The following is a 17,540-nucleotide window of genomic DNA, read 5'->3' as shown; positions in this document are numbered from 1 at the left end:
AACCCTAAATTTAGCAAATTTAATAAATGATGCGTGGAGGTGTCATGAAGCTTTTACTAACTGGTGGCACTGGCTTAATCGGTTCTGCACTAATTAAGCAGCTAAATAACACAGAAGTTATTGTGCTCTCTCGTGGCAAAAAAGCGAGCGTAAATAATAATGGCAACTCTATAACCTTTGTCGACACCTTAGAAGATGTCGACTTCAACACTGTTGATATCGTCATCAATCTAGCCGGGGAACCAATTGCTGATAAGCGTTGGACTGACCAACAGAAACAGCGGATTTGTCAAAGTAGATGGCAATTAACCGAGCAGCTAGTGGAGAAAATAGCACAAGCAACTAATCAGCCGTCCACCTTCATTTCAGGTAGTGCTATTGGCTATTATGGTCGACAAACTTGTTTGCACATCGATGAAAACTATCAAGATATCAATGAAGAGTTTTCACACACGGTTTGTCAACGCTGGGAAGAAATAGCCTTACAAGCAAAAAGCGAAAATACGAGAGTGTGTTTGTTGAGAACCGGCATAGTACTGTCCAAAAATGGTGGCGCACTCGCAAAAATGGCAATGCCGTTCAAACTAGGTCTTGGCGGTGCTATCGGCACAGGAAAGCAATACATGTCTTGGATCCACATCGATGACATGGTTGCTGCTATCATCCATATTATCGATACGCCTGCGCTAGACGGCCCAATAAATATGACGGCCCCTAACCCAGCGACAAATTTAGCATTTTCCAAGGCTTATGCTCGAGCATTAAGACGTCCCTGTATTTTTCCGATGCCCACGATCATCGCTAAACTACTATTTGGGGAAATGGCTGACTTACTCCTTTACGGTCAACATGTTGTTCCAAAGAAACTTATTGATACAAACTTTAAATTTCGTTTTAGCCACTTAACAGAAGCCTTTAGTGATTTAGTCTAAGGTAAAACTTCAACACGCTGTTTTCATTAACCTTGGCATTGACGTAATGGCTGCTCTTTGTCGAAAAACAAGGTGATGTGGGCAACTTCAATCCCAAATTTTTTCATCGCAGTTCGATTAAACAAACGATAGTCATCTAACTGATACATCCAATCATCCATATTGAACTGATAGTTTTTACCATCGATATCAATACTTAAGGTGTAGTTCCAACGAAAAGCCATGCCCGAACTTCGCCCTGATGCCTGACCAATGACGTCATCAGCTTTACCGGTATACGTTCCATCGACTTGTCTAGTCAAATACCAATCACGGTAAGATACTTCACCATCGTCAAAATAAAATGTCTCTTTAAGAAGCCCTTCATTTTTTTGCCAACTACCATTGAGCTCGACACAAAAACGTCGCGTCACCTTATCTTGGTAATCTTGTATCATCCCCCAAGCGACTATTGGACCATTAAAGTAATCGTCGAGTTTTAATTTAGGTGTGGTGTTGCGGTAATCTAACAATGAAGCACCACACCCGAATATGAAAACGCAAAACATTACCATGAAAAAACGTGAAACAACTGGTGCTACCATAATTAAATTTCCCCTAATAAACGTTTTCTTAATTTCGGTTGACTGGTATTTGGAGAAACCCAAATATCAATAAAAATGCGACCAAAGTTAGCATCATTGATTTCACCTATGGGCTGACCATTGTAAAAAAATTCACTTTTATCTTGGCTGGTAACCATCATCAATTGATCGCCAGCGTCAATATCTGGCCAAATAGATTTCAGTGTGGGTAGGTAACTTTGGTACTGGTGCTCTTGATATTTTATGTGTTGCCATTGCTCTATGGTGCGCTCAAGTAACTCGTCACGAGAAATCGCTTTTAGGTAGTCGATTTTAAAAACAAAATCGACTTCACCGTCACTAAATCTTCCGGAACGCGTGAACAACTCACTTTGATAAATATCAAACCAAAGTACTGAAAACGTCGCCTTACCCACCGGAGTATATGAAGCGCCATTAATTTGTAGCGGTTGTGCATTCACCGCACTCAATAAATAGCCAATTAGTATCGTAACTTGTAATAACCTAACCATAACGCACTTCCTTTACAGAATAAGCTGCTAATACCATAAATAATTTAAATAAAACTCCCCAGATTATAGCCAATACACCTAAGGTCAACATTGTGCTCCGACCAAATTCGACGGCATTAAGCAGGTATCCAGAGTAGTAGCTAAGAGGACCTGCAATCGCACCCGCTAATATTTGCCATTGAGGAAGGGAATAAAAAAAACTCAAGCTATGGCGTAATGTACAAGCAAATGCCATCCATATAGCGATTAACCAGAGCGGGATCACCAACACTTGCTCAGCAAAAACAAAGACGTCAAAAAACATTAAGAACGAGTCGACGATGATGCCAAGTATCGTTATCGCCATCACCAACATCACCTCTTGACGATCACCAAACTTGAATAAATGCAAGGTAACAGCAAGCAAAACAAAGGGCACCGCCGCATTGCCATACAAGACACATGCAAACCAAATCAAATAGAAAAAGCCAAAGTTGACTAACTTTTTCACATCATTCTCCGTTTTAATCAACTATTGTTGTTAAATACGTTAGGCATAAAAAAAAGTTCAATGTATATCATTTCAAGCACTATCTTATCGATAAACATTGTTGTTGTGCTGACAAATCTTATATGGCCTTGCCTCGATTAACGTCATTTTATCACTCAGCATAAATTTTAAACAAAGGCCTACAGACCCTAGCCTACTGTTATAAAAAAAGCGGTACGTTAAAAACGCACCGCTTCGATTTACGAATAAAAGGATGGAGTTAGCGTTTAATCTCTAAAGTTTGTAAATTGAAAGGTTTGCTCTAAATCGGCGTCTTTAACCAATCGCATAACCATCTGTAAATCATCTCTTTTCTTGCCGGTGACACGCACTTGCTCACCTTGAATCGCTGCTTGCACTTTAAGTTTGCTATCTTTAATCAACTTTACCACTTTTTTGGCCACAGGTTGCTCAATGCCCTCTTTAAAGGTGACATTAACCGTACAACGTTTACCGGTGATTTCTGGAGATCCGACAGACATCGCCTTAGCATCTACGTTGCGTTTAGTTAGCTGAGATCTCAACATATCGGTTAACTGGCGAACTTGATACTCACCTTCTGCGGTAATAACCACATTAGGTTTTTTCCATTCAAAACTTGCGTCAACCCCTCGAAAATCGAAACGGGTGTCTAATTCTCGACTCGCATTTTCGGTCGCATTACGTACTTCTTCTAAGTTAATTTCCGACACTATGTCCATTGACGGCATAACAAGCTCCTCGGTAAAAAAAATGATTTACTACAGGTTGTAGCTAAAAATAATCATGATTCTAGCAAAATCTTAAAACATGCCAAACTATAAATGTTGTTGTTTCATCTCAGGCTGATAAACTACTCGCACCTGCTCAACAACCCTTTTGATCATGAAGCGCCACTTTTTATTAATCTCTTTTTTACTGCTTTTTATCGTTGTTATTGCTGGCTATTTTTTGTCGAGTGATATTCAAGCAATTTATATTCGAGCCACCAAGCTTGATTCGATAGGACACATCATTGGGTTCTTCTTACTTTCTTGGCTATTGTGCAGCGTTGGTCGATTTCCCCTGATAAACATTATCATTACCCTGAGTATTTACGCAGGGCTTACCGAGCTTGCACAGCTATATTTAGGCTTTCGAAATGGCGAACTAAGCGATTTTTTTGCGGATCTGGTTGGCATTGGCTTCTTTGCGGTTATCAAATGGGGCGCCACGCTTTATCGTCGGCAACAACGAATATGAATATCGTCGTTATTGGCCAAGGCGCTGTTGGTCTTTTATGGTATCACCAGCTCGCCAAGCTACACAGCGCAATCTCTTTACAATGCTCTCCTCGTATCAAAGCGGTGCCAAAATCGATAAAGTTTTTAAATCAAAATCAACAAGAGGAGCAGTCAGCGTGCCGCCGTTCCTCAATTGAACACTTAAGGAATGCTGATCTGGTGCTTTGCTGCGTGAAATCATTTGATGTCGTCAACGCACTACAACCATTAACAACAACTGACAATGACAAGGCTATTATCGTACTCTGTCACAATGGCTTAGGGGTGCTCGATAACATGCCAGAGCAATGGCTTAAGCGCTATACGTTTTTGGCGATGGTCACCACTCATGGTGCTAAACGACTTTCACCCTTTTATGTTCAACACACAGGTTACGGACAATCAGATATTGGCCTTGTTAATGGCACATTAACTCACCAACGTAAAATTGAATTGGTCAACGTTCTCAATAACGCGGTAGAACCAGTGCTTTGGCAAAACAACATGTTACAAATGCAATGGCAAAAACTGGCGATTAATTGTGTGATAAACCCACTAACAGCTATCGACAACGTTAACAATGGCGTAATTAATCAAGCAAAATACCGATCGATTACGCGACAACTATTAACCGAGCTCGTCGCTGTTGCAGCTCATCAACAAGGAGTTAACTTAACGCTAGAGGTTTTGCTTACTCAGGTAAAATCTGTAGCAGAGGCAACCGCCAAAAACACCTCTTCGATGCGTGCGGATATCCTTGCTAAACGACCAACAGAAATTGACGCCATCAACGGCTATATATGTCAGCTTGGACAAAAGCATGGCATCGAAACGACAGCCCATCATCAAGTTACACAACAAATTTTAGCGTTATCTCAAGCTTCACCGTTTTGCGAGTAACGAAAAACGGTGAACGTCTGATATAGTGCTACAGACGCCATTGTATCGCTATTTACGATATACCTTAACGTTTTGGTATCCGTTATCTTTTAAAATCAAGGCTTGCAACTTACTCATTACCCCTTGATCACAATACAGTAAGTATTGTTTGCTTTGATCTAAATCTCCAAATTTACTCGCAAGCTTATAAAATGGGATATGCTTAACGGTAACATTATCGATCGCTAATGGGCTTTCATCCTCTTCTTCAGCACTACGAATATCTAACACAATGTCATTGGCACCAATTTCTTCGACAGTATCAACGGCGCTAATTTCCGCTTCTGTTTCTTGCCCAATATCGCGAACATCATAAACCCGCGCTTCTTCAACCACTTTATCCAAAATGGAGAAATCGAAGTTTTGTTCTTCTTTTTCAATTTTGCTTAATACCGCTTTAACTGTCGGTTTCTTTGAAATTACGCCACAATACTCAGGAATAGTTTTAGCAAAATCTTCAGTGCCGATGGCTCTGGCTATATCAATGATTTCTTGCTTATCATAAGCGACTAACGGGCGAAGAATTAATGTTTCAGTGACGCGATCTATGACATTTAGGTTAGTCAATGTTTGACTGGACACTTGTCCTACACTCTCGCCTGTTACTAATGCTTGGATGCCTTTCTTCTCAGCGATTTTAGATGCGGCACGCATCATCATTCGCTTTAAGATCACCCCCATTTGACCATTTTCGATTTTCTCTAGAATTTCGGCGACGACAGGATCAAAGTCTACCGAATAAAACTTTGTCCGATGAGATGCACCAAACTTATCCCACAAGTAATAACTCACTTGTTTAACACCAACTTCATGTGCCGTGCCACCTAAATTAAAAAAGCAAAAGTGAGTACGAGAGCCTTTTTTAATCATCTGATAGCTAGCAACGCCAGAGTCAAATCCACCAGACATCAATGATAAAACGTCTTCTTGGGTTGCAATTGGAAAACCACCTAAACCTTTAAAGCTATTGGTAACAATACTGACGATATTATTGCGAATTTCTAAGCGAACCGTTACTTGTGGATCTTTTAATTTTACGCGAGCACTCTCAACATTTTGGTTTAAACCTCCACCAACATATTGCTCAACTTCCAATGAAGAAAAATCATGCGTTCCGGTTCGTTTAACACGAACACAAAAGGTTTTACCTTCAATGGCTTTTGCATAAACCGCGAGAGTTTTTTCAAAAATATCATGTAAATCGGTAAATTCTAGCTGCTCTACCTCAATAAAGGCCGGTACACCGGGTATGCACTTTAACGTCTCAATGAGTTTATCGCGATTTTCTGGGCTTTCGTTTTTACTGTTAACTTCAATACTGTCCCAGTGCATGCGTGTTGTGACTTGTTCATCAACACGGCGCAGCACGTTTTTCACATTAGACTCTAAGATCTTTGTGAAACGTTTGCGCACAGGACGGCTTTTGATAGTGATTTCAGCTTGTAATTTAACGATAAACTTCATGTTAACAACGACCCAGTAAAATTTAGTGGCGCGGATTATACACAAGTTTGACTAAATTAGCTAAAGCAAATAGCCCATGTGCTCTAGCAGAACACATGGGCTATGATCATCTTTTGGTTCAATGGTTACTGGTTCTCAGTCGAACTATCAGCAGAGATTGAAATTGGTTGAGATTCCTTCGCCTTCCCCTGATTAATCGCAATTTCAACACGGCGATTACGCCTACGGTTAAGTGCATTGGTGTTAGGCACTAGTGGTCTGGTATCAGCGCGGCCAACAACCATCATCCGAGTAGGATCAAACCCTGAGACTTTAATAAGTTCATGAGCAATAGCAACCGCCCTTTTACTCGATAAATCCCAATTAGAACTATACAGCTCAGTATTTATCCCTTGATTATCGGTATTACCTGAAACTGTTACTTCTCCAGGAATAGTTGCCAGCAGCTCACCTATTTCCTGAATAATAGGTTTAAACTGAGGTTGTAAAAATGCTGAACCTGCGGCAAAGGAGCCATTTTCACGAATGCGAATAATCACTTGCTGACCAAGGGATTCTAATTCAATAGCGCCATCTTGAATTTGCTGTTCCATTTGCTCTGCGATTTTTTTCACCAGCTCATTTACTTGCTCTTGCGATGCCTGCTCTAGCTCGTCTTTTGCTTGTTGATTGGCTTGAGCGGATTGCTCATCAGCAGTACTTTGTGATTGACCACCGCGTTCTGTACCGCGCTGTTCCTGACGCCCCCCCGCCGAGGTTTCATCCCCCGCTTGGAACTCCAGCATTTGTTGAGTCATTTCGACGGTTTGTTGTTGAATCACTTCGATCGGCGTTGGTTCAGGTTTTCCAGGACGAAACTCTTGAGCAATAATGCTAGTTCCCTTAGGAATATCTTTAACTTCAATTTTATTTTGCACACCAAAAGCAAACTTCATTGACCCAGCAATTTGTTTAAATTTCAATACATCCATTTCAGAAAATGACAACAGCAGCACGAAAAAACACATTAATAGTGACATTAAATCCGCAAAAGTTCCCATCCATGGCGGCAAGCCTGGTGGTGGGCACTTACACTCTGGAGGATTACTAGCCATAATGCTTTATTCCTACTCTTCTGTCGTATTGACGACGCGCTTACCTTCGGCAATATAGTTTTTCAATAACCCTTCAATAACCCGCGGGTTTTGACCATCTTGAATACCTAACACGGCGTCTAAAATAAGCTCTTGATTTAGTTTTTCTTCAGCAAGTCTGAGTTTCAACTTATTGGCGATTGGAATCGCAATAATATTGGCTAAAAATGCACCGTACAACGTCGTTAATAACGCTACCGCCATTGCTGGGCCTATCGCTTTAGGGTCATCCATATTCGATAGCATGGCAACTAGACCAATTAGTGTACCAATCATCCCCATCGCAGGTGCTATTTCTGCTAATGACATCATCATACCGATACCGGTTTCATGACGCTCCGTAGTCAAATTAATATCTTTTTGCAAGGTCCCTCGCACAACATCGGCATCGTGTCCATCGACTAACATGTCGACGCCTTTTTGCATAAATGAATTAGAAATTTCTGCTTCTTCTAAAGCTAAAAACCCCCCTTTTCGAGCCGCATCAGCCATTTCAACTGATTTTTCAATAAGCTCTTCTGGTTGTTCAATTTTAAACATGAAAGCTTTTGCGATAACTTTTCCGATACCAAAAAACTGCCCCAAATTATAATTCGATAAGACAACAAATATTGAGCCACAAAATACGATCAAAATTGATTGGGTATCAATATACATATTGATATCGCCACCAAGCACCATCGCCATGACTACGAAACCGATGGCACCCAAAATTCCCAGAAGCGTAGCTAAATCCACGAAAAGTCTCCTAAATATATCGCGCTAAACACCTTGCCATTTGATAATACAATAACCTTAAAAGATGCGCGACTATTAAGCTCAATAAGAGCAAATTATTGTTCTTCTCTTATTATCGCCCAATATCTCAATAACTTAACTTAAATAGGCGAAAAAAATAAAAATATTTAGTATCATAGCAAGGTAAAATATCATTGGTAGGACATTGACCCAACTTAATGACTAAGTTAACTTTGCGCCCTACACTATTTATCATCAAGTTATTAACGTGCTGAAAGAGATTATGGCAAAAAAGAAGATTGAAAATTTGAGCTTTGAAGAATCCATCAGTGAACTTGAACAAATTGTTCATAACCTCGAAGCTGGTGAGCTTAGTCTTGAAGAAGCGATGAGTTTATTCGAGCGCGGTTTGTCTTTAAGCCATGCCAGCCAGCAAAAACTTCAACAAGCAGAGCAAAAGATCCAAATGTTGGTCAGTAAGAATGGCCAAACCCAACTTACCGATTTTGATTTGGATATCACTGAGAATAATTCGTGAGCAAACTACCCGAACTCGATTATTTGCAGCAGCATATTGACCGTTTTTTAAATCGCAAGCTCAATGAACTCGTCGTTAATGACGAAAAATTGTATGAAGCGATGCGCTACGGCTTATTAATTGGCGGTAAGCGAATGAGGCCCTATTTAGCTTATATTACTGGCAATGCGTTAAATGTTGCCTCACAAGATATTGATGCTATCGGCGCAGCGTTAGAGTGTATTCACGCCTACTCGTTATTGCATGATGATTTGCCTGCAATGGACGATGATGATTTAAGACGCGGTAAACCTACCTGTCACAAGGCATTTGATGAAGCGACAGCAATATTGGCTGGCGACAGTTTACAAACCTTTGCATTTGATATCCTTGCTAATCACAAATTTTCTGACTTTGGTCAAACCAAACAACTTGAATTAATAAGACAATTAGTTAAAGCCGCAGGTTACCAAGGCATGTGCGGTGGCCAAGCATTAGACCTAGCAGCAACAGATCGAGCAATTAGCATAGAACAACTTGAACACTTGCATTCGCTTAAAACCGGCGCACTGCTCGAAGCGAGTGTCTTGATGGTAGCAGAATGTGCTGAAAACGTTAGCGCCGCAGATAAACAACACCTTACAACCTTCGCTCGTTGTATTGGTATTGCCTATCAAGTACGAGATGACATTATTGATATTACCTCCAGTGAAGAAGAGTTAGGCAAGCCCAGCGGTTCAGATGTCGCAGCCAATAAAAGCACCTATCCGATGTTGCTTGGATTAGAGGGCGCTCAGCAAAAAGCTGAACAGTTATATCAACAAGCACTTCAAGCTTTGGCTCGTTTGCCTTACAATACGCAATCTCTGGCAGAATTTGCCACTTTTATAATAAAACGTACCAGTTAAGCTGGCAGAAAAAGATATGACTATAAACCTTAACGACTATCCATTATTGGCAAAAATTGATTTGCCAAGCGATTTGCGTGAACTGAGTCGTTCACAGTTGCCACAAGCAAGTGAAGAATTACGTCGTTATTTATTAAACTCAGTAAGTAAAAGTAGTGGCCATTTTGCCTCTGGCCTAGGCACAATCGAATTAACCGTTGCGCTTCACTATGTTTACAATACGCCGTTCGACCACTTAATTTGGGATGTAGGACACCAAGCCTACCCTCACAAAATACTGACGGGACGTAGAGATCAATTACATACGATTCGTCAAAAAGACGGTTTGCACCCATTTCCTTGGCGTGAAGAAAGTGAATATGACGTTTTAAGTGTTGGTCATTCAAGCACCTCTATTTCTGCAGCATTAGGTTTAGCCGTCGCCGCAGAAAAAGAAGGTGAAAATCGCAAAGTCGTTGCTGTGATTGGCGATGGTGCGATGACAGCTGGTATGGCGTTTGAAGCCCTTAACCACGCGGGTGATATTCATAAGGACATGTTAGTCATATTGAATGACAACGAAATGTCAATTTCTGAGAACGTTGGCGCGTTAAACAATCACTTAGCGAGAATGCTATCTGGCAGCTTTTATGCTGGCATCCGCGAAGGCGGTAAGAAGATATTACAGAATATCCCGCCTATTAAAGAATTAGCAAGCAGAGCAGAAGAGCACTTAAAAGGAATGGTGGTTCCTAGCACCTTTTTTGAAGAGCTAGGCTTTAATTACATTGGCCCTATTGATGGTCATGACGTCAATGGTTTAGTTGATACCATCAGCAACATGCGTAATCTTAAGGGCCCGCAGATACTGCACATTGCCACGAAAAAGGGCAAGGGCTATCAAGCTGCAGAGCAAGATCCGATTAAATATCATGCCGTACCTAAATTTAATCCTGAAGATACCTCGCTACCAAAAAGTAAGCCTAGCTTACCAAGCTACTCACAAATCTTCGGTGATTGGCTGTGTAAAACCGCGGAGCTCGACGAAAAGTTAATTGCCATTACGCCAGCGATGCGCGAAGGCTCAGGAATGGTAGAATTTAGTCAACGCTTTCCTGAAAAGTACTTTGACGTTGCCATTGCCGAACAACATGCAGTGACCTATGCTGCAGGGTTAGCTATTGGTGGTCACAATGCCATTGTTGCCATTTACTCAAGTTTTCTGCAACGTGGCTACGATCAGCTTATTCACGACGTCGCGATACAAAACTTACCGGTATTATTTGCGATAGATCGCGCTGGTATTGTCGGTGCTGACGGTCCTACCCACCAAGGTGCATTTGATTTAAGTTTCATGCGTTGCATTCCAAATTTAGTGATCATGACACCAAGTGATGAACGTGAATGTCAACTCATGCTCACCACCGGACACAAGTTAAATCAACCTGCTGCGGTTCGTTATCCGCGAGGTGGTGGCACTGGCGCAGACCTTCCTGATATCAATGAAACAATCGAGGTTGGTAAAGGAAAGTTGATATCAAAAGGAAAAGATATCGCTATCTTAAACTTTGGTACCATGTTAGCTGAAGCTCAAGTTGCCGCCCAGCACTTAGATGCGACCCTAGTGGATATGCGTTTTGTCAAACCGCTTGATCAAGCATTAATTGACGACCTTTTATCAAGTCATCAGCTCTTGGTTACGGTTGAAGATAATGCCATTGCTGGTGGTGCAGGCTCAGCAGTAAATGAATATGTGCTCAGCCAAGGTATTGCTAAAAAAGTACTGAACATTGGTCTTCCTGATCAATTTATAAAGCATGGTACCCAGCAAGAAATCCATCAAGAGCTTGGCTTAGATAGCCAGGGTATTATCGATAAAATCACGGCTTTTATGCAAAAATAATGATGAATCTGTGCTTAGAAACTCACTGGGCACAGCCTCATTTTCCCCGCTTAACTATCCGCAAACATAGCCTATTGCAGTAAACATAGGTAAACATAGGTAAACAGACCCTAACGCGAATTAATGGGTTAGCGCTAGACAGCAATCGTAAGCCACGGTATAACATCAATAAAAAATTTAATTGGATTGGTTATGTCGCTCATTCGCTTTGTTGTACTCATTACTGCCCTTTACGCACTTAATACTAACGCTATAGAACAACCTGCCAGCACGATAAAAGGTCTTCAACAACAATTGTCTGAAGGAACGATATCCAGTGAACAATTGGTCAACTATTACATCACTCGCATTAAGCAGGTTGATCAAGCAGGACCCACGTTAAATTCTGTATCTCAGCTGAATGCTAACGCGATAACGAGAGCAAAAGCGCTTGATGCTATGCGTAAAAAAGGTGAGCTTTTAGGTGAGATGCATGGAATTCCTGTATTACTCAAAGATAATATCGATACCGTTGACGACATGAGCAACAGCGCAGGTTCCATTGCCTTAGCACAACACTTTCCTGCAGATGACGCATTTTTAGTGCAACAACTAAAAAACGTTGGGGCTATTATTCTTGGTAAAACTAATCTCAGTGAATGGGCTAACTTTCGCTCAACTGCCTCGTCAAGTGGATGGAGTAGCCTTTATGGACAAACTAAAAACCCCTATGATATCACGCGTTCACCGTGTGGTTCGAGCTCGGGATCTGGTGTCGCTGTGGCGGCAGAGCTTGCCACTGTGGCTATCGGCACAGAAACCGACGGCTCAGTCACCTGCCCATCAGCCATTAATGGCATTGTAGGGATAAAGCCTACCTTAGGAACCGTTAGTCGCGATGGCATTATCCCCATCGCTCATAGTCAAGATACCGCGGGGCCAATGGCCAGAACTGTCTCTGACGCAGTGATTTTACTTGATGCCATCACCGCATTTGATCATAACGACCGTGATGCGCTAAAGGTGACTACTCGTTATAGCCAGCACTTAAAGCATGATGGTCTTAAAGGGAAACGTATTGGTGTTGTGCGCAGCTTAACCGGCTATCATCATCAACTTGACCAAGTATTCGAGCAAGCAATCGCTGATTTAAGGGAGCAAGGCGCAATTATCGTTGATGAACTGGCTATTGAAAGTGAGAAAGATTGGGCTTCTGCCGAATTTGATATTTTGCTTTATGAGTTTAAAACCGACCTTAATGCGTATTTAAAAACAACGAAAAGTGAGCTACCAAAATCACTCAATGAACTGATAGCCTTCAATCAGGCTAATGCTTCAAAAGCGATGCCATACTTTAATCAAGAAATTTTTGAAATGGCCCAAGCTAAGGGAGATCTGACTTCAAAAGAATATTTGACTGCGCTTAAACAAGCTAAACAGGCGAGCCAAGCGGATGGCATAGATAAACTGCTCGCTGAGCATAAATTAGATCTTCTTATTGCCCCGACAACGGGCCCAGCTTGGAAAATTGACTGGGTAAATGGTGATCATTACCTCGGCGCTGCTTCGTCGGCCGCGGCCGTTGCTGGTTATCCACACATCACCGTTCCGATGGGCTACATTCATAAATTACCTGTTGGCATTTCTTTTTTTGGTACTAAGCTTTCTGAGCCAACGCTAATCGAGGCTGCATTTTCATACGAGCAGGCAACTAAACATCGTAAAGCACCTTTTTAGCGCTTAGTTAACCAAGTAAAAGCTAAAGGAAACTTTTTAACGGTTCTCTACTCTTATTAAGATGATAGGCCGGTTGAACTTTTAGTGTATCAAGCCGTAATATTAACAATAAACACGACAGTTAATGCTTGAATTGTTACAGAAACATAGTAGGTAACAAAGAAAATACTGTTTCAACGTAAAACCAGATAAGCATTAACTACCAATAATGTGATACCGCCTAATATTTAGCTTTTATCGACTGTAAGGATTTTTCATGCGTTTTATCCCGTTAGCACTTAGCGTTTTTATTTCTGTCTCAATAACACCAATCGCATTAGCCGATGGACTCTCTGACTTAACGTCAAAACTTGCTTTACTCAAAGGTTCTCAACCAATCAAAGCTACCCTAAATACCCAAACCTCTTATCAGCAAGGTGACGGTAAAGATAAAGTGATAAAAAATGGTTTAGGAGAAGTTATCCTCAGTGCCAATACTACTGGATTACAGGTGACCTACAGTGATGAGACATTGCTAAAATTAGAACAAGAAGCCCGTGCCCAGATAAAAGATGAAAATGCGCCAACTCCTACCTTAAATGCTATCAATCGTAATAGCGCTACCGAATTAAAAAACACCTTATCTGCGGCCTCATCAATAGAAAGAATGATTGCGCAAGCTACATATATTGGTGAACAGTCTTTTGAGCAAGATAACCAAACCTTGCGAAAACTTTCATTTGATTTACCAATGCAAGCCATCATTAACGATAAAAGAACTCGGGAATACGTGAGTAAGTTCTCGAGTAACTTTGAAGTGGTTATTGATGATGAAGGTGTTCCTATATCCTCCGAATTAACTTTCTCTGGAAAAGGTCGAGCCTATATTGTTTTAAGCGTTAAAGCTCATGGGTTTAGTCGTTCAACTTACCAAGTGATACATCAGCGACTCGTGCAAACTCTGGAAGAAAGCGGCTCAACGTTTGATTCTACTTTTGGATTTAGTGAGCGTTCCGAACAAAACATTCTCACCTTAAACCAAGAAAGCTACGCTAACACGCAAATGGATTAATAAATTATCCGCACCTAAATAGCGATCATTCTAAAAACACCTATACTAAAATTTGGGATGGTTTTTAGTTTGATGGATACGGGATGATCGCCAAAGCATTTAACCTATTTTTAATTGTATTTCTTGTGCTGATACATACGTGTCAGGCGCTCTCTTATCAGCAAGATATCGACAATAAAACGCTAAAAACGGTTACTTTACAATTAAAGTGGCGTCATCAGTTTCAATTTGCGGGCTACTATATTGCCAAGGAAAAAGGCTTTTATCAGCAAGCAGGTTTAGACGTCAAACTATTAGAGCGATTACCTGGGCCAGGCCCCATTGAGCAGCTGATGTACGGTGAAGCTGATTATGCGATTGGCGGTGTTGGTGCCATGATTTATCGCGCTAATGATGTGCCTTTATCCGCATTGGCGACCATTTTCCAAAAATCACCTTCGATATTAATTAGTCGCTACCCAAAACTCGCTGATTTGATCAACAATAAAGTAATGCTCACTAAAGGGCTCATGAATGCCGAAATCATTGCCCTATTTAAACAAAACAATATCGCAATAGAGCAACTTAATATTGTGCCAACGACACAAGCATTGTCTGAATTTACTGATGGTAATATCGACGCTTATAATATTTATTCTTCTAATGAGTTATATCAGCTGAATCAATCCGATCTTAAATTTTACGTTTTTTATCCAGGTGACTATGGGATCGACTTTTATGGTGATGTCCTACTAACCATGGAAAAAAATATTCGTGATAATCCCCAAGAAGTTGAAGCCTTTATTGCTGCGTCCATAAAAGGATGGGAGTATGCCATTAACCATGTTGATGAAGCTATTGAACTTATTAGAGAAAAGTACAATACACAGAATAAGAGTCAACAGGAATTAGCGTTTGAAGCAGACTCATTAATCAAATTAATTTACGCAGATATCATTCCCGTTGGTTATATGAACCCAAAACGCTGGCAGCGCATTGAACATGCCCTAAGAGAACTGGGAAGCTTTAAAGGCAAATCTGTTGACTTAAACCGATTTATATACAGCCCACCAAAACCACAGAGCTCATTAGCATTAATTCGCCAATATCGTTCTCAAATTCTAGCGGCGTTGATCCTCATCTTTGGTGTAGGACTTATATGGCATAATCGCAGCTTAAAAATTGAAATAAAACAACATACTAAATTACTACAACAAGCAAAAGAGCAAGCTGAGCGAGATGCTCGAACCGACCCATTAACCCAATTAGCTAACCGACGAAAATTCCTAGAATCAATAGAGCATGATATGTCGATAGCTGAGCGTAATAATATGGATCTCTCGATCATTTATATTGATATCGATTTATTTAAAACCGTCAACGACACTTATGGTCATGCTGCCGGTGACCGGATACTGAAAGAGCTTGCTGAAATATTTACTAAAAATACCCGACCATCAGAGAATATCGCTCGTATCGGCGGCGAAGAATTTGCCATCACTTGTTTAGGTAAAAATACCGAAAGTGCTGTTAGCTTGGCAAGTAGGATCAGAGAAGCCGTAGAAGAGCATCGCTTTAAAATTGAACAAGATACACTGAATATTACCGTCAGTTTAGGCGTTGCGAGCCTAACTAAAGGGATCAGTAGTGATGAATTACTCAAGCGCACTGATGACGCTTTGTATCGCGCCAAACACCTAGGCAGAAACCAAGTGCAAGTTGCTTAAAATTTTTGAACTGCAATAGTTCATATCTGATCTTACACTTTTGCTAAGTAGGTAGGACTGAGTCTGACTGGTAGATATGAGTGAGAAACGGACCTTCGAGCTGACAAAAATGGTAGCAACAATTGCCCGAGAGCAGACCTGTAAAATTAGTTACCTATAAGCTAAGCTAAGTTTAATCTGAAAACTTGCGGTAAAGGTTGAATCTTAGGATGCCGTCTAGAATGAAAAAAGATAAAGCGTTTTACCTAGTACAAATAAGGTTTTTCAGCTTTTAAATGATATCGTTTCGTCCTTAAGTCGTATTTCGAATTGATTCGATAAATGGTGGTTTAGTCATCAGATACTTCCCAACTATCACAACTGTGTATATATGCAGGTATAATTCAGGTTTTCCAAAATGCCAACTTTTGCTTCCTACTAAATAAACTCAACCACGCTCGCTTTGTTTTTTAACAAATCATAAGCCGCTAATATTAATAATAAAATTCACCTGTAATTTTGATTTAATAGGAAGTAAAGTAAGTCTCGTTAAATAAGGTCTCGCTTTGTTTTTTAATTCGTTTGCAAGGATGATATTAATGTGATGGAATATTTCAATATAAATCAATATATTATTATCGATGCGTTTAACTTTGATTTTGATTTACACAAAATGCAAAAGTGTACTTCTCGATAATAAGCGTTATGAATCACATGGAGTCATATGAAGACGGATAGATTTTTTAAATGGATTTGGAATTTTAATGGATTAATTTTATTCATTGGGATTGTTATAGGTACGCTACTTATATCCTATCAATTAATATCGGCATTTCTTAAAGATGATGTTGTAGACCAACCGACATTAAATTTGGCTCAGGATGAAAAGAAAGAAGAAAAATGGAGTTTGGGTTACCCGAGTAAAGTTGGTAATACTGATTTCTATTTTATCCCACTAGAGTCAGAGAAACTTTCAGTAGAGAAAAAAGAACGAGGAAGAATGTACGAATTTAGTAGTGGAAGTTACACTCCCACTCGGTCAAAAAATGTTCTTTTAATTAATGGAAATACAAACCAAGCGGTATGGTTGTTTGATTCGATTGAACAATTAATTATTGATATTAAACCACTAGTTGATCGTGAATTTAAAGATAACACCATTACGCGTGGAATTTCCTATGAGGTCATTAATAGCGATACAAATAAAGATACTAAATTGGACTACACCGATAAACGTACTTTCGCTTTAAGCAAAGTTGACGGCTCAGGGTATACAGAAATTATTTCAGGGTACAATCGCATAGTTGAATCTAGCTTAAATTCTGAAGGTAACCTTTTTGTTGTATTCATTACTAATAATGAAGTGTATTCAATGGTTATAGATTTAATTACGTTCAAGGTCAGAAACAAAAGTTCTTTGCCTAAAGTCGGTGATTCATAACAAGCCATTGCAGTGTGGGACTTTTAACAGTTGGCTTTTCCTCACTGCGTTCGTTATTTTAGCCAACTTATGTGGACTCCCTCTCGTCAACAACAAAAATCAAGTACAAAGAAATAAATGCATACTTATGTACGAGCTCTACATTGAGAAGCTATCTCTGGCTCTTTGATATTTACGCGAACAGGTTGTCAAATCTATTAAGCGAGCGATAAGCTCTTAGTTGGCTACTGACTAAACCTGCTGATTTTTATCTTCGTTAGTGCATTTT

Annotated in this window: 17 protein-coding genes; 10 read left to right on the top strand and 7 right to left on the bottom strand. The window is 40.3% G+C overall.

All coding sequences use genetic code 11. From position 1 onward, the window contains the following. Positions 1–44 precede the first annotated feature (44 nt). Positions 45–932 carry a TIGR01777 family oxidoreductase gene (locus tag ACSLUH_RS14480; RefSeq protein ID WP_448568236.1) on the top strand — a complete coding sequence of 296 codons (888 nt, stop codon included), beginning with the start codon at positions 45–47 and terminating at the stop codon, positions 930–932. A 26-nt stretch (positions 933–958) separates the two neighbouring features. Here ACSLUH_RS14480 and ACSLUH_RS14475 read toward each other — a convergent pair whose 3' ends face one another. From ACSLUH_RS14475 to ACSLUH_RS14460, 4 genes are all read right to left on the bottom strand, one after another. Beyond that, positions 959–1,516 carry a DUF3833 domain-containing protein gene (locus tag ACSLUH_RS14475; protein ID WP_448568234.1) on the bottom strand — a complete coding sequence of 186 codons (558 nt, stop codon included), beginning with the start codon at positions 1,514–1,516 and terminating at the stop codon, positions 959–961. A 2-nt stretch (positions 1,517–1,518) separates the two neighbouring features. After that, a complete protein-coding gene (locus tag ACSLUH_RS14470) occupies positions 1,519–2,028 on the bottom strand; it encodes a chalcone isomerase family protein (protein WP_448568232.1) in 510 nt (169 codons plus the stop codon). Continuing rightward, positions 2,021–2,518: a DUF2878 domain-containing protein gene (locus ACSLUH_RS14465; RefSeq protein ID WP_448568230.1), complete on the bottom strand. Its 498-nt coding sequence runs from the start codon at positions 2,516–2,518 to the stop codon at positions 2,021–2,023. The genes ACSLUH_RS14470 and ACSLUH_RS14465 overlap by 8 nt, the downstream gene beginning before the upstream one ends. A gap of 266 nt (positions 2,519–2,784) precedes the next feature. After that, complete coding sequence (locus tag ACSLUH_RS14460) at positions 2,785–3,267, bottom strand: YajQ family cyclic di-GMP-binding protein (protein WP_448568228.1); 483 nt, start codon at positions 3,265–3,267, stop codon at positions 2,785–2,787. A gap of 154 nt (positions 3,268–3,421) precedes the next feature. Between ACSLUH_RS14460 and ACSLUH_RS14455 the strand changes: the two genes are divergently transcribed. Together ACSLUH_RS14455 and ACSLUH_RS14450 are read left to right on the top strand one after the other, a co-directional pair. Beyond that, positions 3,422–3,778: a VanZ family protein gene (locus ACSLUH_RS14455; protein WP_448568226.1), complete on the top strand. Its 357-nt coding sequence runs from the start codon at positions 3,422–3,424 to the stop codon at positions 3,776–3,778. Next, positions 3,775–4,698 (top strand): ketopantoate reductase family protein, encoded by a 924-nt coding sequence (locus tag ACSLUH_RS14450; RefSeq protein ID WP_448568224.1) that lies wholly within the window; start codon positions 3,775–3,777, stop codon positions 4,696–4,698. The genes ACSLUH_RS14455 and ACSLUH_RS14450 overlap by 4 nt, the downstream gene beginning before the upstream one ends. A 48-nt stretch (positions 4,699–4,746) precedes the next feature. Here ACSLUH_RS14450 and thiI read toward each other — a convergent pair whose 3' ends face one another. From thiI to pomA, 3 genes are all read right to left on the bottom strand, one after another. Next, entirely contained in the window at positions 4,747–6,201 is a 1,455-nt protein-coding gene (gene thiI, locus ACSLUH_RS14445; RefSeq protein WP_448568222.1) for a tRNA uracil 4-sulfurtransferase ThiI, read from the bottom strand. A gap of 125 nt (positions 6,202–6,326) precedes the next feature. Next, complete coding sequence (locus ACSLUH_RS14440; RefSeq protein WP_448568220.1) at positions 6,327–7,295, bottom strand: flagellar motor protein MotB; 969 nt, start codon at positions 7,293–7,295, stop codon at positions 6,327–6,329. Between the two features lie 12 nt (positions 7,296–7,307). Beyond that, positions 7,308–8,072 carry a flagellar motor protein PomA gene (gene pomA, locus ACSLUH_RS14435; RefSeq protein WP_448568218.1) on the bottom strand — a complete coding sequence of 255 codons (765 nt, stop codon included), beginning with the start codon at positions 8,070–8,072 and terminating at the stop codon, positions 7,308–7,310. Between the two features lie 283 nt (positions 8,073–8,355). On the opposite strand from pomA, the gene xseB reads away from it, so the two are divergent. The 7 genes from xseB (at position 8,356) to ACSLUH_RS14400 (ending at position 17,272) form a co-directional block, all read left to right on the top strand. Further along, positions 8,356–8,610: an exodeoxyribonuclease VII small subunit gene (xseB, locus tag ACSLUH_RS14430; protein WP_448568216.1), complete on the top strand. Its 255-nt coding sequence runs from the start codon at positions 8,356–8,358 to the stop codon at positions 8,608–8,610. Continuing rightward, entirely contained in the window at positions 8,607–9,497 is an 891-nt protein-coding gene (ispA, locus tag ACSLUH_RS14425; protein WP_448568214.1) for a (2E,6E)-farnesyl diphosphate synthase, read from the top strand. The genes xseB and ispA overlap by 4 nt, the downstream gene beginning before the upstream one ends. A gap of 16 nt (positions 9,498–9,513) precedes the next feature. Next, entirely contained in the window at positions 9,514–11,379 is a 1,866-nt protein-coding gene (gene dxs / locus ACSLUH_RS14420) for a 1-deoxy-D-xylulose-5-phosphate synthase (protein ID WP_448568212.1), read from the top strand. 192 nt (positions 11,380–11,571) lie between these two features. Continuing rightward, on the top strand, positions 11,572–13,095 hold the full coding sequence (locus ACSLUH_RS14415) for an amidase (RefSeq protein ID WP_448568210.1): 1,524 nt from the start codon (positions 11,572–11,574) through the stop codon (positions 13,093–13,095). 256 nt (positions 13,096–13,351) lie between these two features. Continuing rightward, positions 13,352–14,146, top strand: coding sequence for a hypothetical protein (locus ACSLUH_RS14410; RefSeq protein WP_448568208.1), 795 nt, complete (start codon positions 13,352–13,354; stop codon positions 14,144–14,146). A gap of 83 nt (positions 14,147–14,229) precedes the next feature. Continuing rightward, on the top strand, positions 14,230–15,852 hold the full coding sequence (locus ACSLUH_RS14405; protein WP_448568206.1) for a diguanylate cyclase: 1,623 nt from the start codon (positions 14,230–14,232) through the stop codon (positions 15,850–15,852). A 703-nt stretch (positions 15,853–16,555) separates the two neighbouring features. Beyond that, positions 16,556–17,272 carry a hypothetical protein gene (locus ACSLUH_RS14400; protein ID WP_448568204.1) on the top strand — a complete coding sequence of 239 codons (717 nt, stop codon included), beginning with the start codon at positions 16,556–16,558 and terminating at the stop codon, positions 17,270–17,272. The last annotated feature ends 268 nt before the right edge of the window (positions 17,273–17,540 follow it).

It is taken from the genome of Thalassotalea ganghwensis (assembly GCF_053485795.1).
This window is presented reverse-complemented; position numbering and strand designations above follow the sequence as displayed.

Coding starts and splice junctions, on each gene's coding strand:
- ACSLUH_RS14480 (WP_448568236.1), top strand. CDS start 45: ATGAAGCTTTTACTAACTGGTGGCACTGGCTTAATCGGTTCTGCACTA.
- ACSLUH_RS14475 (WP_448568234.1), bottom strand. CDS start 1,516: ATGGTAGCACCAGTTGTTTCACGTTTTTTCATGGTAATGTTTTGCGTT.
- ACSLUH_RS14470 (WP_448568232.1), bottom strand. CDS start 2,028: ATGGTTAGGTTATTACAAGTTACGATACTAATTGGCTATTTATTGAGT.
- ACSLUH_RS14460 (WP_448568228.1), bottom strand. CDS start 3,267: ATGCCGTCAATGGACATAGTGTCGGAAATTAACTTAGAAGAAGTACGT.
- ACSLUH_RS14455 (WP_448568226.1), top strand. CDS start 3,422: ATGAAGCGCCACTTTTTATTAATCTCTTTTTTACTGCTTTTTATCGTT.
- ACSLUH_RS14450 (WP_448568224.1), top strand. CDS start 3,775: ATGAATATCGTCGTTATTGGCCAAGGCGCTGTTGGTCTTTTATGGTAT.
- thiI (WP_448568222.1), bottom strand. CDS start 6,201: ATGAAGTTTATCGTTAAATTACAAGCTGAAATCACTATCAAAAGCCGT.
- ACSLUH_RS14440 (WP_448568220.1), bottom strand. CDS start 7,295: ATGGCTAGTAATCCTCCAGAGTGTAAGTGCCCACCACCAGGCTTGCCG.
- xseB (WP_448568216.1), top strand. CDS start 8,356: ATGGCAAAAAAGAAGATTGAAAATTTGAGCTTTGAAGAATCCATCAGT.
- dxs (WP_448568212.1), top strand. CDS start 9,514: ATGACTATAAACCTTAACGACTATCCATTATTGGCAAAAATTGATTTG.
- ACSLUH_RS14415 (WP_448568210.1), top strand. CDS start 11,572: ATGTCGCTCATTCGCTTTGTTGTACTCATTACTGCCCTTTACGCACTT.
- ACSLUH_RS14410 (WP_448568208.1), top strand. CDS start 13,352: ATGCGTTTTATCCCGTTAGCACTTAGCGTTTTTATTTCTGTCTCAATA.
- ACSLUH_RS14405 (WP_448568206.1), top strand. CDS start 14,230: ATGATCGCCAAAGCATTTAACCTATTTTTAATTGTATTTCTTGTGCTG.
- ACSLUH_RS14400 (WP_448568204.1), top strand. CDS start 16,556: ATGAAGACGGATAGATTTTTTAAATGGATTTGGAATTTTAATGGATTA.